Below are 18,880 nucleotides of genomic sequence, written 5' to 3' on the forward strand. Positions count from 1 at the left end.
TCATACTCTCCTCCATAACTCAAGTACTTTACATTCTTTCTATCGCAATAGCATTTTCAATCGGTTTGAAAGGGTCTTCTTGATTTATATGGTCATAGAACATCACACCGTTTAAATGATCAATTTCATGTTGAAAACAAATAGCAGGTAAGCCTTTTAATCTTATTTTAACTTCCTCATTGTCAATGTTATACCCTTTAACTGTAACTCGTGCATACCTTGGAACAAACCCTTCAATCGCCTCATCCACTGAAAGACAGCCTTCACCAGCTGTTAAATATGCCTTCTCAACTGAATGGCTAATAATTTTGGGGTTGAAGAGTGCGTAACTGATTAAGTTGTTTTTTTCATCCGAACAATGAACGGCAATCATTCTTTTTGATACATTTATCTGTGGAGCTGCTAACCCTATTCCTGGCCTTAATCCATATTGCTCCGCAATGACAGGGTTTTGACTATTTTGTACATACATCATCAAATCGTTTAATAGTTTCTTGTCCTCTAAAGAAGCTGGTAAAATAACATCTTCGGCTACTTTCCTTAACACAGGATGACCATCCCGGACAATATCATTCATCGTTAACAAAATCTCAACACTCCTTGAAAAGGTAAATATCATGTTTTTGTATTTTTTAAGATTTATTGAAAAGTTTTAGTGAAATAAGGATGTCTTATGTTCCCTATCTTTTCAATTGAAAAGGTAATGAAATAAGTTTACCAAACAAAATTGAAAAAGTTAATCTAATCATTGACTTATTCTGTATGTAAAGGTGTAGATAGTATCTACACCCTCCTAATACTAGTTCCAAAGAGCTGCCCCTACGATAATCAATAAAATAAAGAGAACGATAATTAAAGCAAATCCGCTTCCACCACAACCGTTTCCACAACCAGCATTACCGTATCCATATCCATACATATGTTTATACCTCCAGCATTTTTCATTTTCATCCTTAGCGGACGATTAGTATAGGCTATGACCATGAGAAGCAAATTGTATGGGCCAGCGCCTAAAGCATAGTTCAAAATAACAAGAATATATATAGTACTAGTTAATAATTGTAAAATGTTTAAAGTATCGATATAGTAGAAGTGATAAACGACAAATATTTTTATAATTAGACAAGTTTATGCAAAGAGAGATACATAATGGTCTAGACAAATTTATGTGGAGGGATAGGATGTATAAGAAAGTAAAACTCATTGGACTAACAATGGTCGCAAGTATCATATTCCTAGGTGGTTGTAGTCAAAGTCCAAAAGAAGAGATGCTCAATACGTTAGAGGAAGTTGCGCAAGCTGAACAAGAATTCAAAAATCAACAGGAGCCTCTTGTAGAAATTGAGAAAAAAGAAAAAGAAATTTATGATCAAATCATTGCTTTAAGTATGAAAGAATTCGATCAAATTAAAGAACTATCAAATGAGGCGATTGAACTTGTTAATGAACGACAAGAATTAATGAAAAACGAAGAAGGTAGCATTAAAGCTTCGCAAAAAGAGTTCGAAAAAACGGAGAAGCAAATAAATAAAATAGAAGATGAAGATTTAAAAAAGTCAGCTGATGAATTATACGATGTTATGATGCAGCGTTATGATGTACACAGTGAATTATATAATCATTATATGAATTCAACTGAAATGGACATCGAATTGTATGAGCTATTTAAAAAAGAAGATGTTACATTAGAACAGCTTGAAACCCAAATTGAGAAAATTAATCAATCATATGAGAAGATTGTAGAAAATAATGAAACATTTAATGAGAAAACGAAAGAATATAATGATAAGAAGCTTGCGTTTTATAAAGATGCTGGTATAGAAATGGAAGAGAAAAAAGAATAGTATACGTTAAAAGAGTATATGTAACGAGCAAATTCAATAATATGGATTTGCTCGTTGTTTGTTTATATAATTATTTTCCTTAAAAAAGTGATCTTTTGATTAATAAAACTTTAAAAGTTACAATCTGTTTTTGTGAGGGAGATCAATATGTGCTCAAAGATTTTGGTAGAGTTTATTCAGACTAGTATACTGGAAAGTTTCGAAAAAGCGGATTATAAAATAATGAAAATAGTCTAATTATATCTCTTTTTATGAATATTACCTTTATTATAACAGATGGATAAAACCTCTCTTTTATATAGTACAGATTAAGACAGTTAAAGTTTTAAATTTTCATTTATTATTATTTGAAATGATTTAAAACCAAAAAAATAAAGGTTTTCACAATTGACGAATGAAAAACCTTATATTAAAATAAATGCAAACGAAGAAAAGTGTGTCATTCATTTTTGTGATACAACTAGTACAGTTTGAAGAAAAGAAGTTATAATAATAAAGACGTTTTTTTTGTTGGTATTTGTGGAAAACTATACTATGTGTTGTCATCAGACAAATATAAACGTGATATTCTCCATTTGATAATCAATTAAGCGTTTTTAAAATAAGAAAGGGTGACTTTTTATGGCTTCAAAAACGAAAAAGGCTAGTTTAGATGTAAAGAAGCAACTTGAAAAAGTAGAAGATCAATTTGAAACACTGCAAATTTTAGATGAAGAAGGTAAAGTTGTTAATGAATCAGCAATGCCAGATCTAAAAGATGAGCAATTACAAGAACTAATGAAACGGATGGTGTACACACGTATTCTTGACCAACGTTCCATTTCTTTAAATAGACAAGGTAGACTGGGCTTTTATGCACCAACTGCTGGACAAGAAGCATCTCAACTGGCTTCACAATTTGCTTTAGAGAAAGAAGATTTTATTTTACCTGGATATAGAGATGTCCCTCAAATCATTTGGCATGGCCTTCCGCTTGCTCAAGCATTCTTATGGTCTAGAGGTCATTTTGAAGGTGGAAACATCCCAGAGGACGTCCATGTGATTGCACCACAAATTATTATTGGTGCACAATACATTCAAACTGCAGGAGTAGCATTAGGAATTAAGAAACGTGGCGAAAAGAAAGTAGCGATTACTTATACTGGTGATGGTGGAGCTTCACAAGGTGATTTCTATGAAGGAATTAACTTTGCTGGTGCCTTCAAAGCACCTGCTATTTTCATTGTTCAAAACAATCGCTTTGCCATTTCAACACCTGTAGAGAAGCAATCTGCTGCTAAAACAATTGCACAAAAAGCGGTTGCTGCAGGAATTCCTGGTATTCAAGTTGATGGTATGGATGCTCTAGCTGTTTATGCTGCTGTTAGTGAAGCACGTGAGCGCGCTATTAATGGAGAAGGACCAACATTAATTGAGACATTAACTTATCGTTACGGTCCTCACACAATGGCTGGCGATGACCCGACGCGTTACAGAACAAGTGATCTTGATAATGAATGGGAAAAGAAAGATCCACTTGTTCGCTTCCGTAAATTCCTAGAAGGCAAGAAGTTATGGAATGAAGATATGGAAAACGAGGTCATTGAAAAAGCAAAAGAAGATATAAAAGTGGCTATTAAAGAAGCTGATAGCACACCAAAACAAAAAGTAACTGACTTAATTAATATTATGTATGAAGAAATGCCTTATCACCTTAAAGAACAATATGAAATTTATAAAGAGAAGGAGTCGAAGTAAGCCATGGCGCAAATGACAATGATCCAAGCAATCACTGATGCACTTCGTACAGAACTTAAGAATGACCCGAATGTATTAGTATTTGGAGAAGACGTAGGCGTAAACGGTGGAGTGTTCCGTGCTACTGAAGGTCTTCAAAAAGAATTCGGCGAAGAGCGTGTGTTTGATACACCATTAGCGGAATCTGGAATTGGCGGTCTTGCAGTCGGACTTGGTTTACAAGGCTATCGCCCAGTTCCTGAAATTCAATTCTTTGGATTTGTTTATGAAGTAATGGATAGTATTTCCGGACAGCTTGCTCGTATGCGCTATCGTTCTGGAGGAAGGTATAATGCCCCTGTTACTATTCGTTCACCATTTGGAGGCGGTGTACACACACCAGAAATGCATGCTGATAGTTTAGAAGGATTGATGGCTCAACAACCTGGTTTAAAGGTCGTTATTCCTTCTTCTCCATATGATGCAAAAGGTCTTTTAATTTCTGCGATTCGAGATAATGATCCTGTCATCTTCTTGGAGCATATGAAATTATATCGTTCATTCCGCCAAGAAGTACCTGAAGAAGAATATACAATTCCACTAGGTAAAGCTGAAGTGAAACGTGAAGGTAATGACATTTCAATTATTACTTATGGTGCAATGGTTCATGAAGCTTTAAAGGCGGCTGACGAATTAGAAAAAGAAGGACATTCAGCAGAAGTGATTGACCTTCGAACAGTTAGCCCAATTGATATTGAAACAATTATTTCTTCAGTTGAGAAAACAAACAGAGCAATTGTTGTGCAAGAAGCACAAAAACAAGCTGGTGTTGCAGCAAATGTTGTGGCTGAAATTAACGACCGTGCGATTCTTAGCTTAGAGGCACCTGTATTACGTGTAGCAGCACCTGATACTGTGTTTGCTTTTCCACAAGCGGAAACAGTATGGTTGCCGAACTATAAAGACATTATTCAAACTGCAAAAAAAGTAATTGAATTTTAAATAAAATAGGGAACGTGACCCCTAATTTTTTTAATAACTATGATACAATAGGATGGTGAATTTAATTGGCATTTCAATTTAGATTGCCTGATATCGGTGAAGGTATCCATGAAGGCGAAATCGTCAAATGGTTTGTAAAAGCTGGTGATGAAGTTCAAGAAGATGATGTTCTTTGTGAAGTTCAAAATGATAAAGCGGTAGTTGAAATACCTTCTCCTGTAAAAGGGAAAGTAGAAGAGATTCACGTAGAAGAAGGTAGCGTAGCCACTGTTGGACAAGTACTTATTAGCTTCGATGCACCTGGTTATGAAGACTTAAAGTTTAAAGGTGACCATGAAGAAGAAGAGTCTGAGGAAAAGAAAGAAACAGAATCTCAAGTTCAAGGAACTGCTGAAGAAGGAGAAAGTGTAGAAAAAGAGAAAACAGCTCCTAAAGATGAAGACAAAAAAGAAGGAAAAGTCATCTCTGAAACAAACACTGATTCTAATCAGCGTGTTATTGCTATGCCTTCAGTACGTAAATACGCAAGAGAAAAAGGTGTAGATATTCAACAAGTAAGCGGTAGCGGAAAAAATGGACGTGTGGTAAAAGAGGATATTAATCTATTCTTAGAAGGTGGAAATGAGCAACAAGCTGACACTGAGCCTCAACAACAAGACGCTTCGGTTGAAAGTAAGGAAGAGGAGAAATCCCAAACTCAGTCTATTCCTGAAGGAAGCTATCCTGAAACACGTGAAAAAATGAGTGGTATTCGAAAAGCGATTGCTAAAGCAATGGTTAAGACGAAGCAAACAGCTCCACATGTGACATTAATGGACGAAATCGATGTAACAAAATTAGTTGCTCATCGTAAGAAGTTCAAAGAAGTTGCCGCAGAAAAAGGAATTAAATTAACCTTCTTACCTTATGTAGTAAAAGCATTAACAAGTGCATTACGTGAATATCCAGTCCTTAACACTTCTCTAGATGAAGAAGCGGGAGAAATCGTTCACAAGCATTATTACAATATTGGTATCGCTGCTGATACTGATAGAGGGTTACTTGTACCAGTGGTTAAAGATGCTGACCGTAAATCCATATTCACTACGTCAAATGAGATAAATGAATTAGCTACAAAAGCAAGAGATGGAAAACTTTCAGGAAGCGAAATGAAAGGTGCTTCTTGTACGATAACAAATATCGGCTCTGCTGGTGGTCAATGGTTTACACCACTTATTAACCAACCAGAAGTAGCTATTTTAGGTATCGGTCGAATTGCTGAAAAAGCAATCGTCAAAGATGGAGAAATTATCGCAGCACCAGTTCTAGCATTATCATTGAGCTTTGATCACCGCATCATCGATGGCGCTACTGCTCAAAATGCACTAAATCACATCAAGCGTTTACTAAATGACCCAGAATTATTGCTAATGGAGGCGTAAGAAATGGTAGTAGGAGATTTCCCAATTGAAACAGATACTATAGTAATTGGTTCAGGTCCAGGAGGATATGTGGCAGCCATTCGTGCCGCACAAACAGGACAAAAAGTAACAATCGTAGAAAGAGGTGAAGTAGGGGGCGTATGCTTAAACGTTGGATGTATTCCATCTAAAGCATTGATCTCTGCTGGTCACCGTTATGAAACGGCTAAAGAATCAGAATCAATTGGTATTACAGCTGAAAACGTAAAAGTTGATTTCTCTAAAGTCCAAGAATTTAAAGCTGGCGTAGTTAAAAAGTTAGTAGGCGGTGTTCAAGGCTTACTTAAAGGGAACAAAATTGACATTGTTAAAGGTGAAGCGTATTTTGTCGATGCCAACACGTTACGTGTAATGGATGACAATTCCGCACAAACATACACTTTCAAAAATGCGATTATTGCAACTGGTTCAAGACCAATTGAACTACCAGCATTTAAATATTCTAAACGTGTATTAAATTCTACAGGGGCGCTAGCGCTTGAGGAAATTCCAGAAAAAATCGCTGTTATTGGCGGCGGTGTAATTGGTGTCGAGCTTGGTGGTGCATACGCAAGCTTTGGTTCTCAAGTAACTATTCTAGAAGGTGCAGATGATATTCTTCTAGGTTTTGAGAAACAAATGACAACACTTGTGAAAAAGAACTTAAAGAAAAAAGGTGCAGAAATTATTACTAAAGCATCTGCAAAGTCAGTTGAAGAAACTGAAAATGGTGTAAAAGTAACTTATGAAGTAAAAGGTAAAGAAGAGGTTTTAGAAGCTGATTACTTATTTGTTATGGTTGGTCGTCGTCCTAACACAGATGAACTTGGCCTTGAGCAAGTAGGTGTGAAAATGACTGATAAAGGCGTCATTGAAGTTGACAAACAATGTCGTACAAATGTAAATAGCATTTTTGCTATTGGTGATGTTGTGGCTGGACCTCAACTAGCACATAAAGCTTCGTATGAAGGTAAAATTGCTGCTGAGGCAATTGCTGGTGAACCGTCTGAAATTGACTATCTTGGCATTCCTGCTGTTGTATTCTCAGAACCTGAACTTGCAACTGTAGGCTATTCAGAAGCCCAAGCAAAAGAGGAAGGTCTTGAGTATACAGCTGCTAAGTTCCCATTTGCTGCAAATGGTCGTGCATTGGCTCTTGATAGCACAGATGGTTATGTGAAGTTAATTACGCGTAAAGAAGATGGATTAGTAATCGGTGCGCAAATCGCTGGTGCAAATGCATCTGATATGATTGCTGAGCTCGGCTTAGCAATTGAAGCGGGAATGACTGCAGAAGATCTTGCGATGACTATTCATGCTCATCCAACTTTAGGTGAGATTACAATGGAAGCAGCTGAGGTTGCTCTAGGTACACCTATTCATATTGTAAAATAATTATTTTACAAATAGCTGTTTATATGATGAACTGCACCACAAATGTTTGCTACATTTGCTGGTGCAGTTTTTTTGCATAAAAGTGGCTGTTTAAGATAAAATTCCCGGAATGAAAAAAATTCAGATTATTGATAAGAGTGACTTATGTTATTTTTCATAATGTAGGATAACCCAGATCTCACAACGACTAAAATTCTACATGAAATTAGCACTTTTTTCACTTAATTGGAAATAATACGGAAGTTTTTGGTATATGTTGTATGGTACAATGGAAATATCGTTCTGTTCGCATGCATACAATGATAGAAATAAAAGTGCAAATTTTCAGGACGGTGAGGGTATGAGGCTATATACGGTCGTTATTTTACAGTTAATCATATGGAGTGGTTATACATTTGTTGAATGGTTATCAAAATATGACAAATTAAGTATGAAGGTCATCATCCTGCTTATATTTGTTTATTTTGCTATGGTATTGGGTAATCATTTATTACATTCAAAAATGAGAACAGTATTAGCTACTTCTATTAGTATTAGCGTATATTTATTTTTCTATTTCATTATGTTCTACATAGATGATCTAATAAGATAACTTTTAACAAAAGAATTGCTTGAGAGGAATGAATGTGATGAAGAACAGTTTTTTCGTTTTATTACTTAGTCTTGTTTTAGTTGTTACAGCATGTGGTAATGAAGAAAAAGAAACAACGAATGAGCCAAAAGGCGATGAAGCGATAGAAGAAACAGAGCATGAGGAAGAAACGGCACAAGAAGAAAAGGATGAAGAAGTAACTGAAGAGAAAGAAGATTTGGCAGAAGTTGATGTCCAACCATCATATATCGTTAATGAAAAAACATGGAAGGTTGAGCCGATAAAAGATGCTAATGATAAAGTTGTATTGTTAACGATTGATGATGCACCGGACAAGTATGCATTGGAAATGGCAAAAACATTAAGGGAAAAAAATGTGCCTGCTATTTTTTTTGTCAATGGTCATTTCCTGCAAAGTGAAGAAGGTAAAAAGACATTGAAAGAAATAGCTGATTTAGGTTTCCCGATTGGTAACCATACATATCACCATGAGAACTTAACAGAGATTTCAGAAGATAAGCAAAGAGAGGAAATCATTTCTTTAAATGATTTAGTCGAGGAGATCATTGGAAGTAGACCACAGTTTTTCAGAGCTCCGTTTGGGGCGAATACAGACACTAGCTTGAGAATTGCTAAAGAAGAGAAAATGATACCAATGAATTGGACTTTTGGGTATGATTGGGAAGTAGATTACCAGTCAAAAGATGCATTAGAAAAGATCATGGTAGAGAACCCTTATTTGAGTAATGGAGCTATTCTATTAACACATGATCGTTCATGGACCAATGAAGCATTGGAAGGAATTATTAATGGCATACAAGAGAAGGGCTATGAGTTTCTAGATCCAAACAAAATACAAAAAGAAAAAGAGGCAGCTTAAGGCTGATCCTCTTTTTCTTTTCTTGTTGCCCGCCCATTAATAAATCGTGAAGTAATGGAGTAGATCGAGAAGAATAATAGAAAGTAGCTTAAAATATTTAAAAGAAATGGAACCCATTGGATACTCGTCTCAGCGTCAAGGGGTGAGGTGAATTCTATTACTTTCGGGTAGGATGATGTATCGTCTGAAACGGTTACGCTCTGTTTGGCATATGGAAATGGCCCCCCAAACAAAAATGATTGTTCTAATGGTTCTGGTACATCTTCGAGATATTTACTAAAAATAAAAGGCGAGATGAATGTGAAAATAAGTGCAATGATTAAAGTAATTATGACTGGTTTTCGCATGAAGATTATAACCCCTCTAGCTGAAGTATTTTTTTCATTGTAGTTTTCTTTTGTAGTAGTACATGACTCGTCCATTGAATAGATGAAGCTCGGCTTGTAGTTTTTTAGCGAGAAATTTGCAATATTCATTTGCTTTTCCTTTATCGCCGAACGTCGCTACTTCAGGCAATGTAAAGCAAATATTTGTTTGAATCCTCGGTGTATCATCATTATCCATTATTTTTTCTTTTTGAATAGAAATAAGGATGGCACGATATCTTTCATTTTCAGAATAGAGAGTAATTTGTTCCCCTTGTTTCTCATTAGAATCAATGATCTCATATGGGAAAGCAGCTTGACTATAGGCCCAATCCACCTGATTTCCAGTTTTCGCAGTGATGTCTTTATAATATTGGAAATAACCTCTTAGTTCAGTTGTTGTAATTGTGTCAATCTTGGATGCAGGCACTAGCTTAATCGATGCATATGCATTCATTTAAAAAAGCCTCCATTCAAAAATCCTTAGGGTATACACTATATCTATTCTATCACCAGTGAAATATATGTGACAATGAAAATGTTGCATAGAGATCAAAGATAAATTATAATAATATTCAAATTATTTAAAGGAGGGTGGATATGAAGTTTTTAAATCAAATGTATGATGATTTAGAGGATGTACATGCCAGATTTGTTGGCTTTTCTTCTTCTATTACTCGCTACGATTTTGCCATTTTTGCGGTCCCTTTCTTTACAAAACCCCTTGTGGTTTGCTTGCAGACGAGTTGTTCTACTCTCCTCGATATAAAAGATCTTGATGATCGCCATTACCTCCAAAAAGCTTTTCAAATTGAAAGTAATGAACAAACAGCTGAACTTATTCAATTTTTTAAGCTTGAATTAAATAAGTAAGGTTGTAGATAAATCAAGGTTAATAAGGTACAAGAAATCAGTTAATGTGCTGATTTCTTTTTCTTTTGTGAGATTTAGTATGTCTTATTTTATCGTTATTAGTTAAAAAAAGGGCTTGATAAGTTAAATAGTATGTATTATTATAATATATATGATGAAAACGATTACAATGAATGATGAAAGGATGGATGAAGAATGGGTACCATCGTTTGTCAAATATGTGACGAAACTATTGAAGTTTTTGAAGATGAAAAGGTGACAGTTTTATACGGTCAATGTGGATGTAAAAACGAGCATAGCAAGATGCACATTGAAGAATAGATGATATATTAAACTATTAATCTTTATAATAAACAGAGTGCAAATGCCATAGATTAAATCTATGGCATTTTTTATTGGGTTCTTATCATAATAATTTTCCATAAAAAATGCGAATCAAATATGTCATTTGATTCGCGATAGAAATGTGAAACTAAGCCAATTATCATTTTATCTCGAGTTTTATTTTATCGCTTTATGTTCTTTAATTACTCGAATATATTTAAAATCATAATCTTCTGGTCCCTGGACTGGCAGTCCGGCTTCCATATTTGTTTTGATATAGTTAAGGTTTTCCTTTGTAATAATCTCCCCAGGAGTAAAGATAGGAATACCTGGTGGGTATACCATAATGAATTCAGCAATAATTCTACCTTCTGATTCATCAAAAGGAACAAGTTCACTATCAGCATAAAATGCATCTCTAGGAGATAGTGCTAATAATGGAATATTGGGTAATAACACTTGCGGGTTTACTTTCGCTGCTTTCCCGTGTCTTTCTTTAGATAGCTCTTTCAAGGCATGAATAAGCTTATCTGCATCAGTTCTATCATCACCAGCTGTGATGATACAGAGAATATTATATAGGTCAGATAATTCAACTTCGATATTGTAATGCTCTCTTAACCATACTTCTACATCAAACCCACTTATACCTAAATCTTTCACAGATATGATTAATTTTGTAGGGTCGTAATTAAAGGTTGCATTTGTACCAAGAATTTCTCTTCCTACACAATAAATATGTTCAATTTCGTTTAATTCTTTCCTCATATATTGAGCAAGCTCAATAGTTTCCTCGATAATTGCTCTTCCTTCAGTGGCTAAACGTTTTCTAGCAACATCTAATGAGGCAAGAAGTAAATAAGAGGTAGAGGTAGTTGTTAGCATGCTAAGTATGGACTGTACCCTTTTTGCTGACACTCTCGTACCCTTTAAGTTAAGAATGGAGCTTTGTGTCATAGAACCACCTAGCTTATGGACGCTCGTAGCAGCTAAATCTGCACCAGCTTGCATGGCAGACAATGGAAGCTCATCATGAAAATGAATATGAACACCATGTGCTTCATCTACTAATACAGGAATATCGTACGAATGGGCCAAATCAACAACTTCCTTTAAGTCACAGGCAATACCAAAATAAGTAGGGTTAATAACAAGTAACCCTTTGGCATCTGGATGTTGTTCTAACGCTTTCTCAACAGCATCAGTTGTAATACCGTGTGAGATACCTAACTCTTTATCAACGACAGGGTGGATAAAGATAGGGGTTGCGCCAGCAAAGATAATGGCAGACATGACAGATTTGTGCACATTTCTTGGTACGATAATTTTTTCTCCAGGACCACAAACAGCCATAACCATCGTCATAATAGCACCACTCGTACCTTGTACGGAAAAGAACGTATGGTCAGCACCAAAGGCTTCAGCTGCTAAGTCTTGTGCTTCTTTTATGATGCCTGATGGGCGATGCAGGTCATCTAGTGGACCTATATTTATCAAGTCAATAGAAAGTGCATTTTCTCCAATGAAATTTCTGAAATCAGGATCCATCCCTCTTCCTTTTTTATGTCCAGGAATATGAAATTGAATCGGTTCGCGTTTTGCGTGGGAGAGAAGTCCATTAAATAATGGTGTTTCTGTTTGAGACAATTAAATTCACACCTCTTTAAACAATCAATTTTGCAAACAAACAAGTGAATTATAGCATTTATCCTTCCTCCTGCATAGAAAGATAAACAAAAATTTTTATTGCGCTAACTTTGCACTCCATTCGTTAGGATAGATAGTTAACACTCCATCATCTTTATAGGATTCAATTATCCGTATGAAATGATTCATTTGAGTGGATTCTTCCCATACTAAGATATATGCATATCCACTAAATAATCTTGTCTATGTTTTTTTAGATTCTAAAATTTAGCATATGCTTGCTCTTCTTCGTTAACTCCCGTACAATCAGCATGTAATCTAAGTGAGAGGTGTTTATATGGAGTATCAATATCCAATGGAAAGCGATTGGTCAACAGAAGAAATTATAGATGCGATTGCTTTTTTTCAAGCAGTCGAAAAAGCTTACGAAAAAGGTATTCAACGTGAAGATTTCATGGCTGCTTATCGTCGTTTTAAAGAAATCGTACCGGGCAAAGCACAAGAGAGAAACCTTTGTAATGATTTTGAAGAAATAAGTGGGTATTCTTCTTATCGCACGGTTCAAATGGCAAAAAAAGCAGATGAGAGTAGTAAAATTAAAATGTAATAAGAAAAAGCAGTAAGAGACGGTTTGAACCAGTCTTCACTGCTTTTTTCTTTTTATAAAATGATTAAACTTTACAGAGGTTTATTACAATTTATAGAGGGGTATAACTTTTTTAAAAACACTCTCTGTGTAAGTAATAAATTCAGAAGCAGAAAGTTTAATTGCTTCTTCTTTTGTCATATTTATACCACAGAGTAACTCTGCTTTTTTGACATTCTGTAGTCGAACAAACATGTTTTCTAGCTCATCCTTTGTAAGGTCGCTATGTTTGATCACTTCTGGTTTCGTGTGATCTAATGACCAAACGAAGTCTTGTGGGATATCATCATAGATTTTATCTATTTTGGTTTGCAATTTTTCAGCAATCTCAACTTTATTCGGTGCTTCATAAATAATGGCAAACCAGACAAATACATGCGTTTCCCACAGACCAATCTGAAAGTGAGGAAGCATCTTATAGCCTCTTGTATTATTGGCGAAAGCGACCCAAGTATCATTTGGTGGATTTTTTGTCCTTCTCGCATGCTTAGCCACATGAGGAATCATTTCATCACCTGTTTCTGCAGAGAGAAAAGGGGAAAATGTTTCTCCAAGTGCTTCAAGTTTGGGTCTTACTGTTGCAATTAAGGCTTCCATTCTTTCTTCTAAACCATCAATTGTAAAAACATCGAAATCTTCTTTCTTAAATCCATTAAATGTCATATGTAAACACTCCTTAAACCGTTTTACTATGTCGCATATTGTAGCATAAAACCGGGAGAGAGAACCAATTTTGTACACCAAAATAATAATCAATTGGGTAAAATCATCTTCTTCATAGGTAAACGTACAATTTTGTTGCACTGTGAAAAGAAGCTTCATATGATAAAAGTAAAAATAATCAGAAAACTTTTCTTGTGAAATTACTAAAACGAAAAGGGGTGCACTGTCTAATGAAGCAGCTAATTAATTCAATCAAAATGGCTACATTTGAAAAAGAAAGAACGGCAGTATTGCGATTAGAGATGGATTATGAGTTAGCAACACTTTTTGAAGCTTTAGAACTGAAAGATGAAGAGGAAGTAAAATCTACAAAGAAAAAGCTTGAAAAAATCAGACAGGAACTTCTCAAGCTTAATGCATTTTAAGTTGTGATGAATAAAGATGTTAAAGCGAACTTAACAGCAAGCAGTTAAGTTCGCTTATTGCTTTTTAAAGCTGTTCACTTGAAGTATTGCTATTTTTTCGATAAGCTAATGGTATTTTATACCGCTTAATAAAGAGTGGAGGATGAAAATGACTAATTGGAATGAAATACATAGATTAGCCACCACATGGGTGAAGGAAGCTGGAGAGAGAATCAAAGCATCATTTAGTGAAGAATTAACCATTGCAACAAAATCTCATCGCAATGACCTTGTCACGGATATGGACAAAGGAACCGAGCAATTTCTTATTGGTAAAATACATGACCATTTTCCATCACATCACATCTTAAGCGAAGAAGGTTTTGGTGATGATTTTGCGGATGTAGGTGGGATTATTTGGGTGATTGATCCCATTGATGGCACCATGAATTTTATTCACCAACAAAGAAATTTTGCCATTTCCATTGGTGTATTTCATGAGGGAGTCGGTAAAGTCGGGATGATTTATGATGTGGTACATGATGAAATGTATCATACGATTAGTGGTGAAGGTGCATACATGAATGACACGAAGCTGAAGCCATTGACTAAGGGTGAAGTAAAAGATGCAATAATTGGCATCAATGCCACTTGGGTAACGAGTAACAAGCGTATTGACCCTAGTTACCTTGCTCCATTAGTAAAGGATGCGAGAGGAACAAGATCGTATGGTTCTGCTGCGCTTGAAATGGCCTATGTTGCTTCTGGTCGCCTAGATGCTTATATAAGTTTGCGACTTGCTCCATGGGATTACGGTGGCGGTATGATTTTAATCAATGAAGTAGGAGGAAAAACGACTAATTTAAAAGGGGAAGCCTTGATGATTACACCTCAAACTTCAGTATTTGTTGCAAGGCCGGGTGTACATGAAGAAATTCTTCAGCAGTATTTAAACAGTGGAAATTGGTAATAAAAAAATGGTGCCAAGCTTGTCCAATTCAGGATAGTCGGCACCATTTTTCTTACTTGAGGTTGTGATTTAGCCTTTATAATTCTCCGTTTTCTCGCATTTTTTTCTTCAGCGTAAAGCCGTATCCCATAACAGCAACGATACCTACGATACATAGAAGAAAACCAAGAATACTTCTTTCTCCGATAGCAATACCAATTCCGCCTATACATATAGCCGCAGCAATCGCACAAGCTAATAATGGCCATTTAATATTTTTCATTTTAATCCTAACCTCCAATTTTGTACATTGGATACCATAATCGTCCACAGAACTTATTTTACACAAAAAGAAGTTAGTTTTCTACAATATATGTGATATAATGTATCAGTTATAGTATGAAGGCAGTGATTTTTAGTCAAAAATGAAAAGAAAATAAACTGATTATATATCTTCACATAGTAAGAAGGTTTACACAATCAGCTAGGAGGAAACATAGTTGAAACATAGAGATGATATACGTAATATTGCGATTATCGCCCACGTTGACCATGGTAAAACAACTTTGGTTGACCAATTATTAAAGCAGTCTGGAACATTCCGTACAAATGAGCATGTAGAAGAACGTGCAATGGATTCCAACGATATCGAGAGAGAGCGTGGAATTACAATCCTTGCTAAGAATACAGCTATCAAATATCAAGATACGCGTATTAATATACTTGACACACCAGGGCACGCTGACTTTGGTGGGGAAGTAGAACGTATTATGAAAATGGTTGATGGGGTATTGCTTGTAGTCGATGCTTATGAAGGTTGTATGCCACAAACACGATTTGTATTGAAAAAAGCATTAGAGCAAAACTTAACACCAATCGTCGTTGTCAATAAAATCGATAGAGACTTTGCTCGTCCTGAAGAAGTCATTGATGAAGTTATTGATCTATTTATTGAATTAGATGCAACGGAAGAGCAATTAGAATTCCCTGTTGTTTACGCTTCTGCTATTAATGGAACAGCTAGTCTAGATCCACAAAAACAAGATGAAGATATGAAATGCTTATATGAAGAAATCGTCAATAATATCCCAACACCAATTGATAATAGTGAAGAACCTTTACAATTCCAAGTAGCACTATTAGATTACAATGATTATGTTGGACGAATTGGGATTGGTCGTGTATTCCGCGGAACGATGAAAGTAGGCGAACAAGTTGCGTTAATGAAGCTTGATGGGTCTGTTAAACAATTCCGTGTAACAAAAATGTTTGGTTTCTTTGGCTTGAAACGCCTTGAAATTCAAGAAGCAAAAGCAGGAGATTTAATTGCTGTCTCTGGAATGGAAGATATCAATGTCGGGGAGACAGTTTGCCCAGTAGATCACCAAGACGCTCTTCCTGTATTACGAATCGATGAACCAACATTACAAATGACCTTCCAAGTGAACAATAGTCCATTTGCTGGTAAAGAAGGAAAGTATATTACTGCAAGAAAGATCGAAGAACGTTTGCATGCGCAATTACAAACAGATGTCAGCTTAAGAGTTGAAGAAACGGATTCTCCTGATGCATGGACTGTATCTGGTCGAGGAGAGCTTCACTTATCTATTTTAATTGAAAATATGCGTCGTGAAGGCTTCGAACTTCAAGTATCTAAGCCAGTTGTTATTATAAAAGAAATTGATGGCGTTAAGTCTGAACCAATTGAACGCGTTCAAATTGATGTTCCTGAAGAGTATACTGGTGCCATTATGGAATCTATTGGTGCGCGTAAAGGTGAAATGCTAGATATGGTTAATAACGGGAACGGTCAAGTGAAATTAATTTTCCATGTCCCTGCTCGTGGATTAATTGGTTATACAACCGAATTCTTAACACAAACTCGTGGTTACGGAATCATTAACCATACTTTTGACAGCTATCAACCAATGATGCAAGGTCAAGTAGGTGGAAGAAGACAAGGGGTTCTAGTTTCCATGGAGAGTGGAAAAGCATCTACTTATGGTATCATGCAGGTAGAAGACCGTGGTACAATATTTGTAGAGCCAGGCACAGAGATTTACGAAGGTATGATTGTTGGTGAACATACACGTGAAAATGATCTAGCTGTTAATATTACAAAAGTCAAGCATGCAACGAATGTTCGTAGTGCAACGAAAGATCAAACGTCAACAATTAAAAAGCCTAGAATTATGACGCTTGAAGAAGCACTAGAATATTTAAATGATGATGAGCTTTGTGAAGTTACACCTGAATCGATTCGTCTTCGTAAAAAAATTCTAGATAAAAACGAACGAGAAAAAGCAGCTAAAAAGAAAAAATACGCTGAAGCTTAAGCAAACATAGTCACTCGAAAAAGAGGAGGTAATTCATATTGCCTCCTTCCTTAATACATACTAAGGAGGATTTGGAGCATGATTGAAGATCGCCTTTCCTTTTTTGCAGCACTATATAAAGTTCATGAGAATTCAGATCTTGGGATGTGGTTGTTGTATCTCACCATTGTTGCGCTCTGTATTATTGTCTTTAAATTAGGATTTGCTAAAAAGCTCCCTTTACTAAAATCAATAATTATATATGCGTTCTTATTTATGGGATGTACAATGCTAACTTTCTTAGGGGTATTTTTACCAATTGCAGAAGGACTTGTCGTTGCTGCTGTCATATTAATTATATATAAAATCCGTCTTCATCAAGAAAAGAAACAACAAAGAGCCAGCGCGGAATAATGAAGAGTGGGGGAGATTTTAATTGAACGTGCATGATACCATTTATAATTGGCTTACCATTAAAGTTGTGACTGATGCCAGACCAGAGGATGAAGCAGCAACCGAAACAGAAGAAATGTTTTTACAAATGTTGAAAAATGATCATGGAATTAACGAAATCCAATATGAAAAAGCTGATCTATTCTATCATGTCTCTTATAGTGATAATGAAGATAGTAAATCCACAAAATATCCGATTGAATTAATAGAAGTGATGTTAAAACAAATATTAGCAGAACCTGAAAAATACAAAAACTTCCCCACGATATAAAAAAACGTCACCCGATTGTGACGTTTTTTTATATTGTAGTAGTACAAAGGAAAATAGTGCGCCTTTAAAGATTTGACGATGGGGCGAAGATTCAATCGCCTCAGAACTGAGAAAGAATAGGAGTGATAGGCTAGAATCTTGATTAGACGTGAGGAAAAAGGGTACATTATTATTTGTTCAAAACGGCTCTACCGGATTGAAGAGTATTTCGTTCATGAACATATTTTGAAGATAATTTCTTAAACCACCTTGGACACTGATAGTGCATTTTGTACAATTTATATCTTATGTACAGCTCTCTACTTTATCGATAAAATAAAGGTACTAAACAGTGCGCCTGCAAAAGTTAGTGAATGAAAGCTTTATTTTATATCGAAAAGGTAATTGTCGAGTTTGTCCCTTTTGTTTGGAATTGATAGTATGCTTCAGAAATTTTTCCATTGATTGAGCTAGACAATTTCATGGAACTTGTTATGGTTTGGCGTTTAGTGGTGAGTGGGTTATTGAAGGGATTGGAGAAAGCTTAGGGGAGGAAATAGATGATTCGAAATGAAGGCGATATTTTACAGTTAATTAGAGATGATAAAGAAATGATGGCCATATTAAAAGCCGCTAAACAACTTCATTTACCTGATTGGTGGATTTGTGCTGGTTTTGTTCGATCAAAAGTATGGGATACCCTCCATCATTTTCAAGAAAAGACGCCATTGCCTGATGTTGATGTAATCTATTATGATGATCAGCAATTGAGTGAAACCATTGAAAAATACTATGAAGAAAAATTACATAAAATACTACCGCATATTCCTTGGTCAGTTAAGAATGAAGCTAGAATGCATTCTGTTAATGGCCTGCTGCCTTATCAATCCTCAGAGGACGCTATTGCGAAATTTCCGGAGACGGCCACCGCTATTGGCGTAAAGTTAGATAACGAAAATCAATTAGTCATAACGGCACCATGGGGCATAGAAGACCTTATTCATTTTCGTATTAAGCCAACTCCTTTTTTTGCAGCTTCGAGGAAGAGAATGCAATTATATCAAAGCAGGATTATTTCAAAAGGTTGGAAAAAAAGATGGCATTTTGTTAACTAATATGAAAT

General features: G+C 35.6%; 23 protein-coding genes. 16 read left to right on the plus strand and 7 right to left on the minus strand.

Going from position 1 to position 18,880, the window contains the following annotated elements; genetic code table 11:
* Positions 1-28: 28 nt before the first annotated feature.
* Both def and MKX67_RS09285 read right to left on the minus strand, forming a co-directional pair.
* Complete coding sequence (gene def / locus MKX67_RS09280; protein WP_095369684.1) at positions 29-586, minus strand: peptide deformylase; 558 nt, start codon at positions 584-586, stop codon at positions 29-31.
* Between the two features lie 213 nt (positions 587-799).
* The gene (locus MKX67_RS09285; protein WP_095369683.1) at positions 800-919 is read right to left on the minus strand and encodes a YjcZ family sporulation protein; all 120 of its coding nucleotides are present in this window, start codon (positions 917-919) and stop codon (positions 800-802) included.
* Positions 920-1,181: 262 nt separating this feature from the next.
* Between MKX67_RS09285 and MKX67_RS09290 the strand changes: the two genes are divergently transcribed.
* The 7 genes from MKX67_RS09290 (at position 1,182) to MKX67_RS09320 (ending at position 8,868) form a co-directional block, all read left to right on the plus strand.
* Positions 1,182-1,844, plus strand: coding sequence for a YkyA family protein (locus tag MKX67_RS09290; RefSeq protein WP_095369682.1), 663 nt, complete (start codon positions 1,182-1,184; stop codon positions 1,842-1,844).
* A gap of 621 nt (positions 1,845-2,465) precedes the next feature.
* A complete protein-coding gene (gene pdhA, locus MKX67_RS09295) occupies positions 2,466-3,581 on the plus strand; it encodes a pyruvate dehydrogenase (acetyl-transferring) E1 component subunit alpha (protein ID WP_095369681.1) in 1,116 nt (371 codons plus the stop codon).
* A 3-nt stretch (positions 3,582-3,584) separates the two neighbouring features.
* Entirely contained in the window at positions 3,585-4,562 is a 978-nt protein-coding gene (locus MKX67_RS09300; protein ID WP_095369680.1) for an alpha-ketoacid dehydrogenase subunit beta, read from the plus strand.
* A 65-nt stretch (positions 4,563-4,627) separates the two neighbouring features.
* The gene (locus MKX67_RS09305; protein ID WP_095369679.1) at positions 4,628-5,983 is read left to right on the plus strand and encodes a dihydrolipoamide acetyltransferase family protein; all 1,356 of its coding nucleotides are present in this window, start codon (positions 4,628-4,630) and stop codon (positions 5,981-5,983) included.
* Between the two features lie 3 nt (positions 5,984-5,986).
* On the plus strand, positions 5,987-7,396 hold the full coding sequence (lpdA, locus tag MKX67_RS09310) for a dihydrolipoyl dehydrogenase (RefSeq protein ID WP_095369678.1): 1,410 nt from the start codon (positions 5,987-5,989) through the stop codon (positions 7,394-7,396).
* Positions 7,397-7,736: 340 nt separating this feature from the next.
* Positions 7,737-7,988 carry a hypothetical protein gene (locus tag MKX67_RS09315; RefSeq protein ID WP_322909198.1) on the plus strand — a complete coding sequence of 84 codons (252 nt, stop codon included), beginning with the start codon at positions 7,737-7,739 and terminating at the stop codon, positions 7,986-7,988.
* Positions 7,989-8,025: 37 nt separating this feature from the next.
* Positions 8,026-8,868 (plus strand): polysaccharide deacetylase family protein, encoded by an 843-nt coding sequence (locus MKX67_RS09320; protein WP_342489194.1) that lies wholly within the window; start codon positions 8,026-8,028, stop codon positions 8,866-8,868.
* Here the strand turns inward: MKX67_RS09320 and MKX67_RS09325 are convergent.
* Positions 8,865-9,215, minus strand: a complete 351-nt coding sequence (locus MKX67_RS09325) for a hypothetical protein (RefSeq protein WP_095369676.1) — start codon at positions 9,213-9,215, stop codon at positions 8,865-8,867. The genes MKX67_RS09320 and MKX67_RS09325 overlap by 4 nt on opposite strands.
* Positions 9,216-9,249: 34 nt before the next feature.
* Complete coding sequence (locus tag MKX67_RS09330; RefSeq protein WP_307314650.1) at positions 9,250-9,690, minus strand: DUF1885 family protein; 441 nt, start codon at positions 9,688-9,690, stop codon at positions 9,250-9,252.
* Positions 9,691-9,833: 143 nt separating this feature from the next.
* On the opposite strand from MKX67_RS09330, the gene MKX67_RS09335 reads away from it, so the two are divergent.
* On the plus strand, positions 9,834-10,106 hold the full coding sequence (locus MKX67_RS09335) for an SAV0927 family protein (RefSeq protein WP_095369675.1): 273 nt from the start codon (positions 9,834-9,836) through the stop codon (positions 10,104-10,106).
* 195 nt (positions 10,107-10,301) lie between these two features.
* Positions 10,302-10,427 carry a GapA-binding peptide SR1P gene (locus MKX67_RS09340; RefSeq protein WP_095369674.1) on the plus strand — a complete coding sequence of 42 codons (126 nt, stop codon included), beginning with the start codon at positions 10,302-10,304 and terminating at the stop codon, positions 10,425-10,427.
* Positions 10,428-10,607: 180 nt separating this feature from the next.
* Here the strand turns inward: MKX67_RS09340 and MKX67_RS09345 are convergent, their stop codons facing one another.
* A complete protein-coding gene (locus tag MKX67_RS09345; protein WP_095369673.1) occupies positions 10,608-12,077 on the minus strand; it encodes an aminotransferase class I/II-fold pyridoxal phosphate-dependent enzyme in 1,470 nt (489 codons plus the stop codon).
* Positions 12,078-12,414: 337 nt separating this feature from the next.
* Between MKX67_RS09345 and MKX67_RS09350 the strand changes: the two genes are divergently transcribed.
* On the plus strand, positions 12,415-12,684 hold the full coding sequence (locus MKX67_RS09350) for a UPF0223 family protein (RefSeq protein WP_095369672.1): 270 nt from the start codon (positions 12,415-12,417) through the stop codon (positions 12,682-12,684).
* An 84-nt stretch (positions 12,685-12,768) separates the two neighbouring features.
* On the opposite strand, the gene MKX67_RS09355 is transcribed toward MKX67_RS09350, so the two are convergent.
* Positions 12,769-13,386: a DUF1054 domain-containing protein gene (locus MKX67_RS09355; RefSeq protein WP_307314644.1), complete on the minus strand. Its 618-nt coding sequence runs from the start codon at positions 13,384-13,386 to the stop codon at positions 12,769-12,771.
* A gap of 230 nt (positions 13,387-13,616) precedes the next feature.
* Here MKX67_RS09355 and MKX67_RS09360 point away from each other — a divergent pair, with 230 nt between their 5' ends.
* Positions 13,617-13,811: a hypothetical protein gene (locus MKX67_RS09360; protein ID WP_095369670.1), complete on the plus strand. Its 195-nt coding sequence runs from the start codon at positions 13,617-13,619 to the stop codon at positions 13,809-13,811.
* Positions 13,812-13,959: 148 nt separating this feature from the next.
* Positions 13,960-14,760, plus strand: a complete 801-nt coding sequence (locus MKX67_RS09365) for an inositol monophosphatase family protein (RefSeq protein WP_322909199.1) — start codon at positions 13,960-13,962, stop codon at positions 14,758-14,760.
* Positions 14,761-14,836: 76 nt separating this feature from the next.
* On the opposite strand, the gene MKX67_RS09370 is transcribed toward MKX67_RS09365, so the two are convergent.
* Positions 14,837-15,022 (minus strand): YlaF family protein, encoded by a 186-nt coding sequence (locus tag MKX67_RS09370; RefSeq protein WP_095369668.1) that lies wholly within the window; start codon positions 15,020-15,022, stop codon positions 14,837-14,839.
* Positions 15,023-15,239: 217 nt separating this feature from the next.
* On the opposite strand from MKX67_RS09370, the gene typA reads away from it, so the two are divergent.
* From typA to MKX67_RS09390, 4 genes are all read left to right on the plus strand, one after another.
* Positions 15,240-17,075: a translational GTPase TypA gene (typA, locus tag MKX67_RS09375; RefSeq protein ID WP_095369667.1), complete on the plus strand. Its 1,836-nt coding sequence runs from the start codon at positions 15,240-15,242 to the stop codon at positions 17,073-17,075.
* A 78-nt stretch (positions 17,076-17,153) separates the two neighbouring features.
* A complete protein-coding gene (locus MKX67_RS09380) occupies positions 17,154-17,468 on the plus strand; it encodes a YlaH-like family protein (protein ID WP_095369666.1) in 315 nt (104 codons plus the stop codon).
* Between the two features lie 28 nt (positions 17,469-17,496).
* Positions 17,497-17,778 carry a hypothetical protein gene (locus MKX67_RS09385; RefSeq protein ID WP_322909671.1) on the plus strand — a complete coding sequence of 94 codons (282 nt, stop codon included), beginning with the start codon at positions 17,497-17,499 and terminating at the stop codon, positions 17,776-17,778.
* Between the two features lie 539 nt (positions 17,779-18,317).
* The gene (locus tag MKX67_RS09390; RefSeq protein ID WP_095369664.1) at positions 18,318-18,872 is read left to right on the plus strand and encodes a nucleotidyltransferase family protein; all 555 of its coding nucleotides are present in this window, start codon (positions 18,318-18,320) and stop codon (positions 18,870-18,872) included.
* The last annotated feature ends 8 nt before the right edge of the window (positions 18,873-18,880 follow it).

It is taken from the genome of Cytobacillus sp. FSL W7-1323 (genome assembly GCF_038595015.1).
In the GTDB taxonomy this organism is placed as follows: domain Bacteria; phylum Bacillota; class Bacilli; order Bacillales; family Cytobacillaceae; genus Cytobacillus; species Cytobacillus kochii.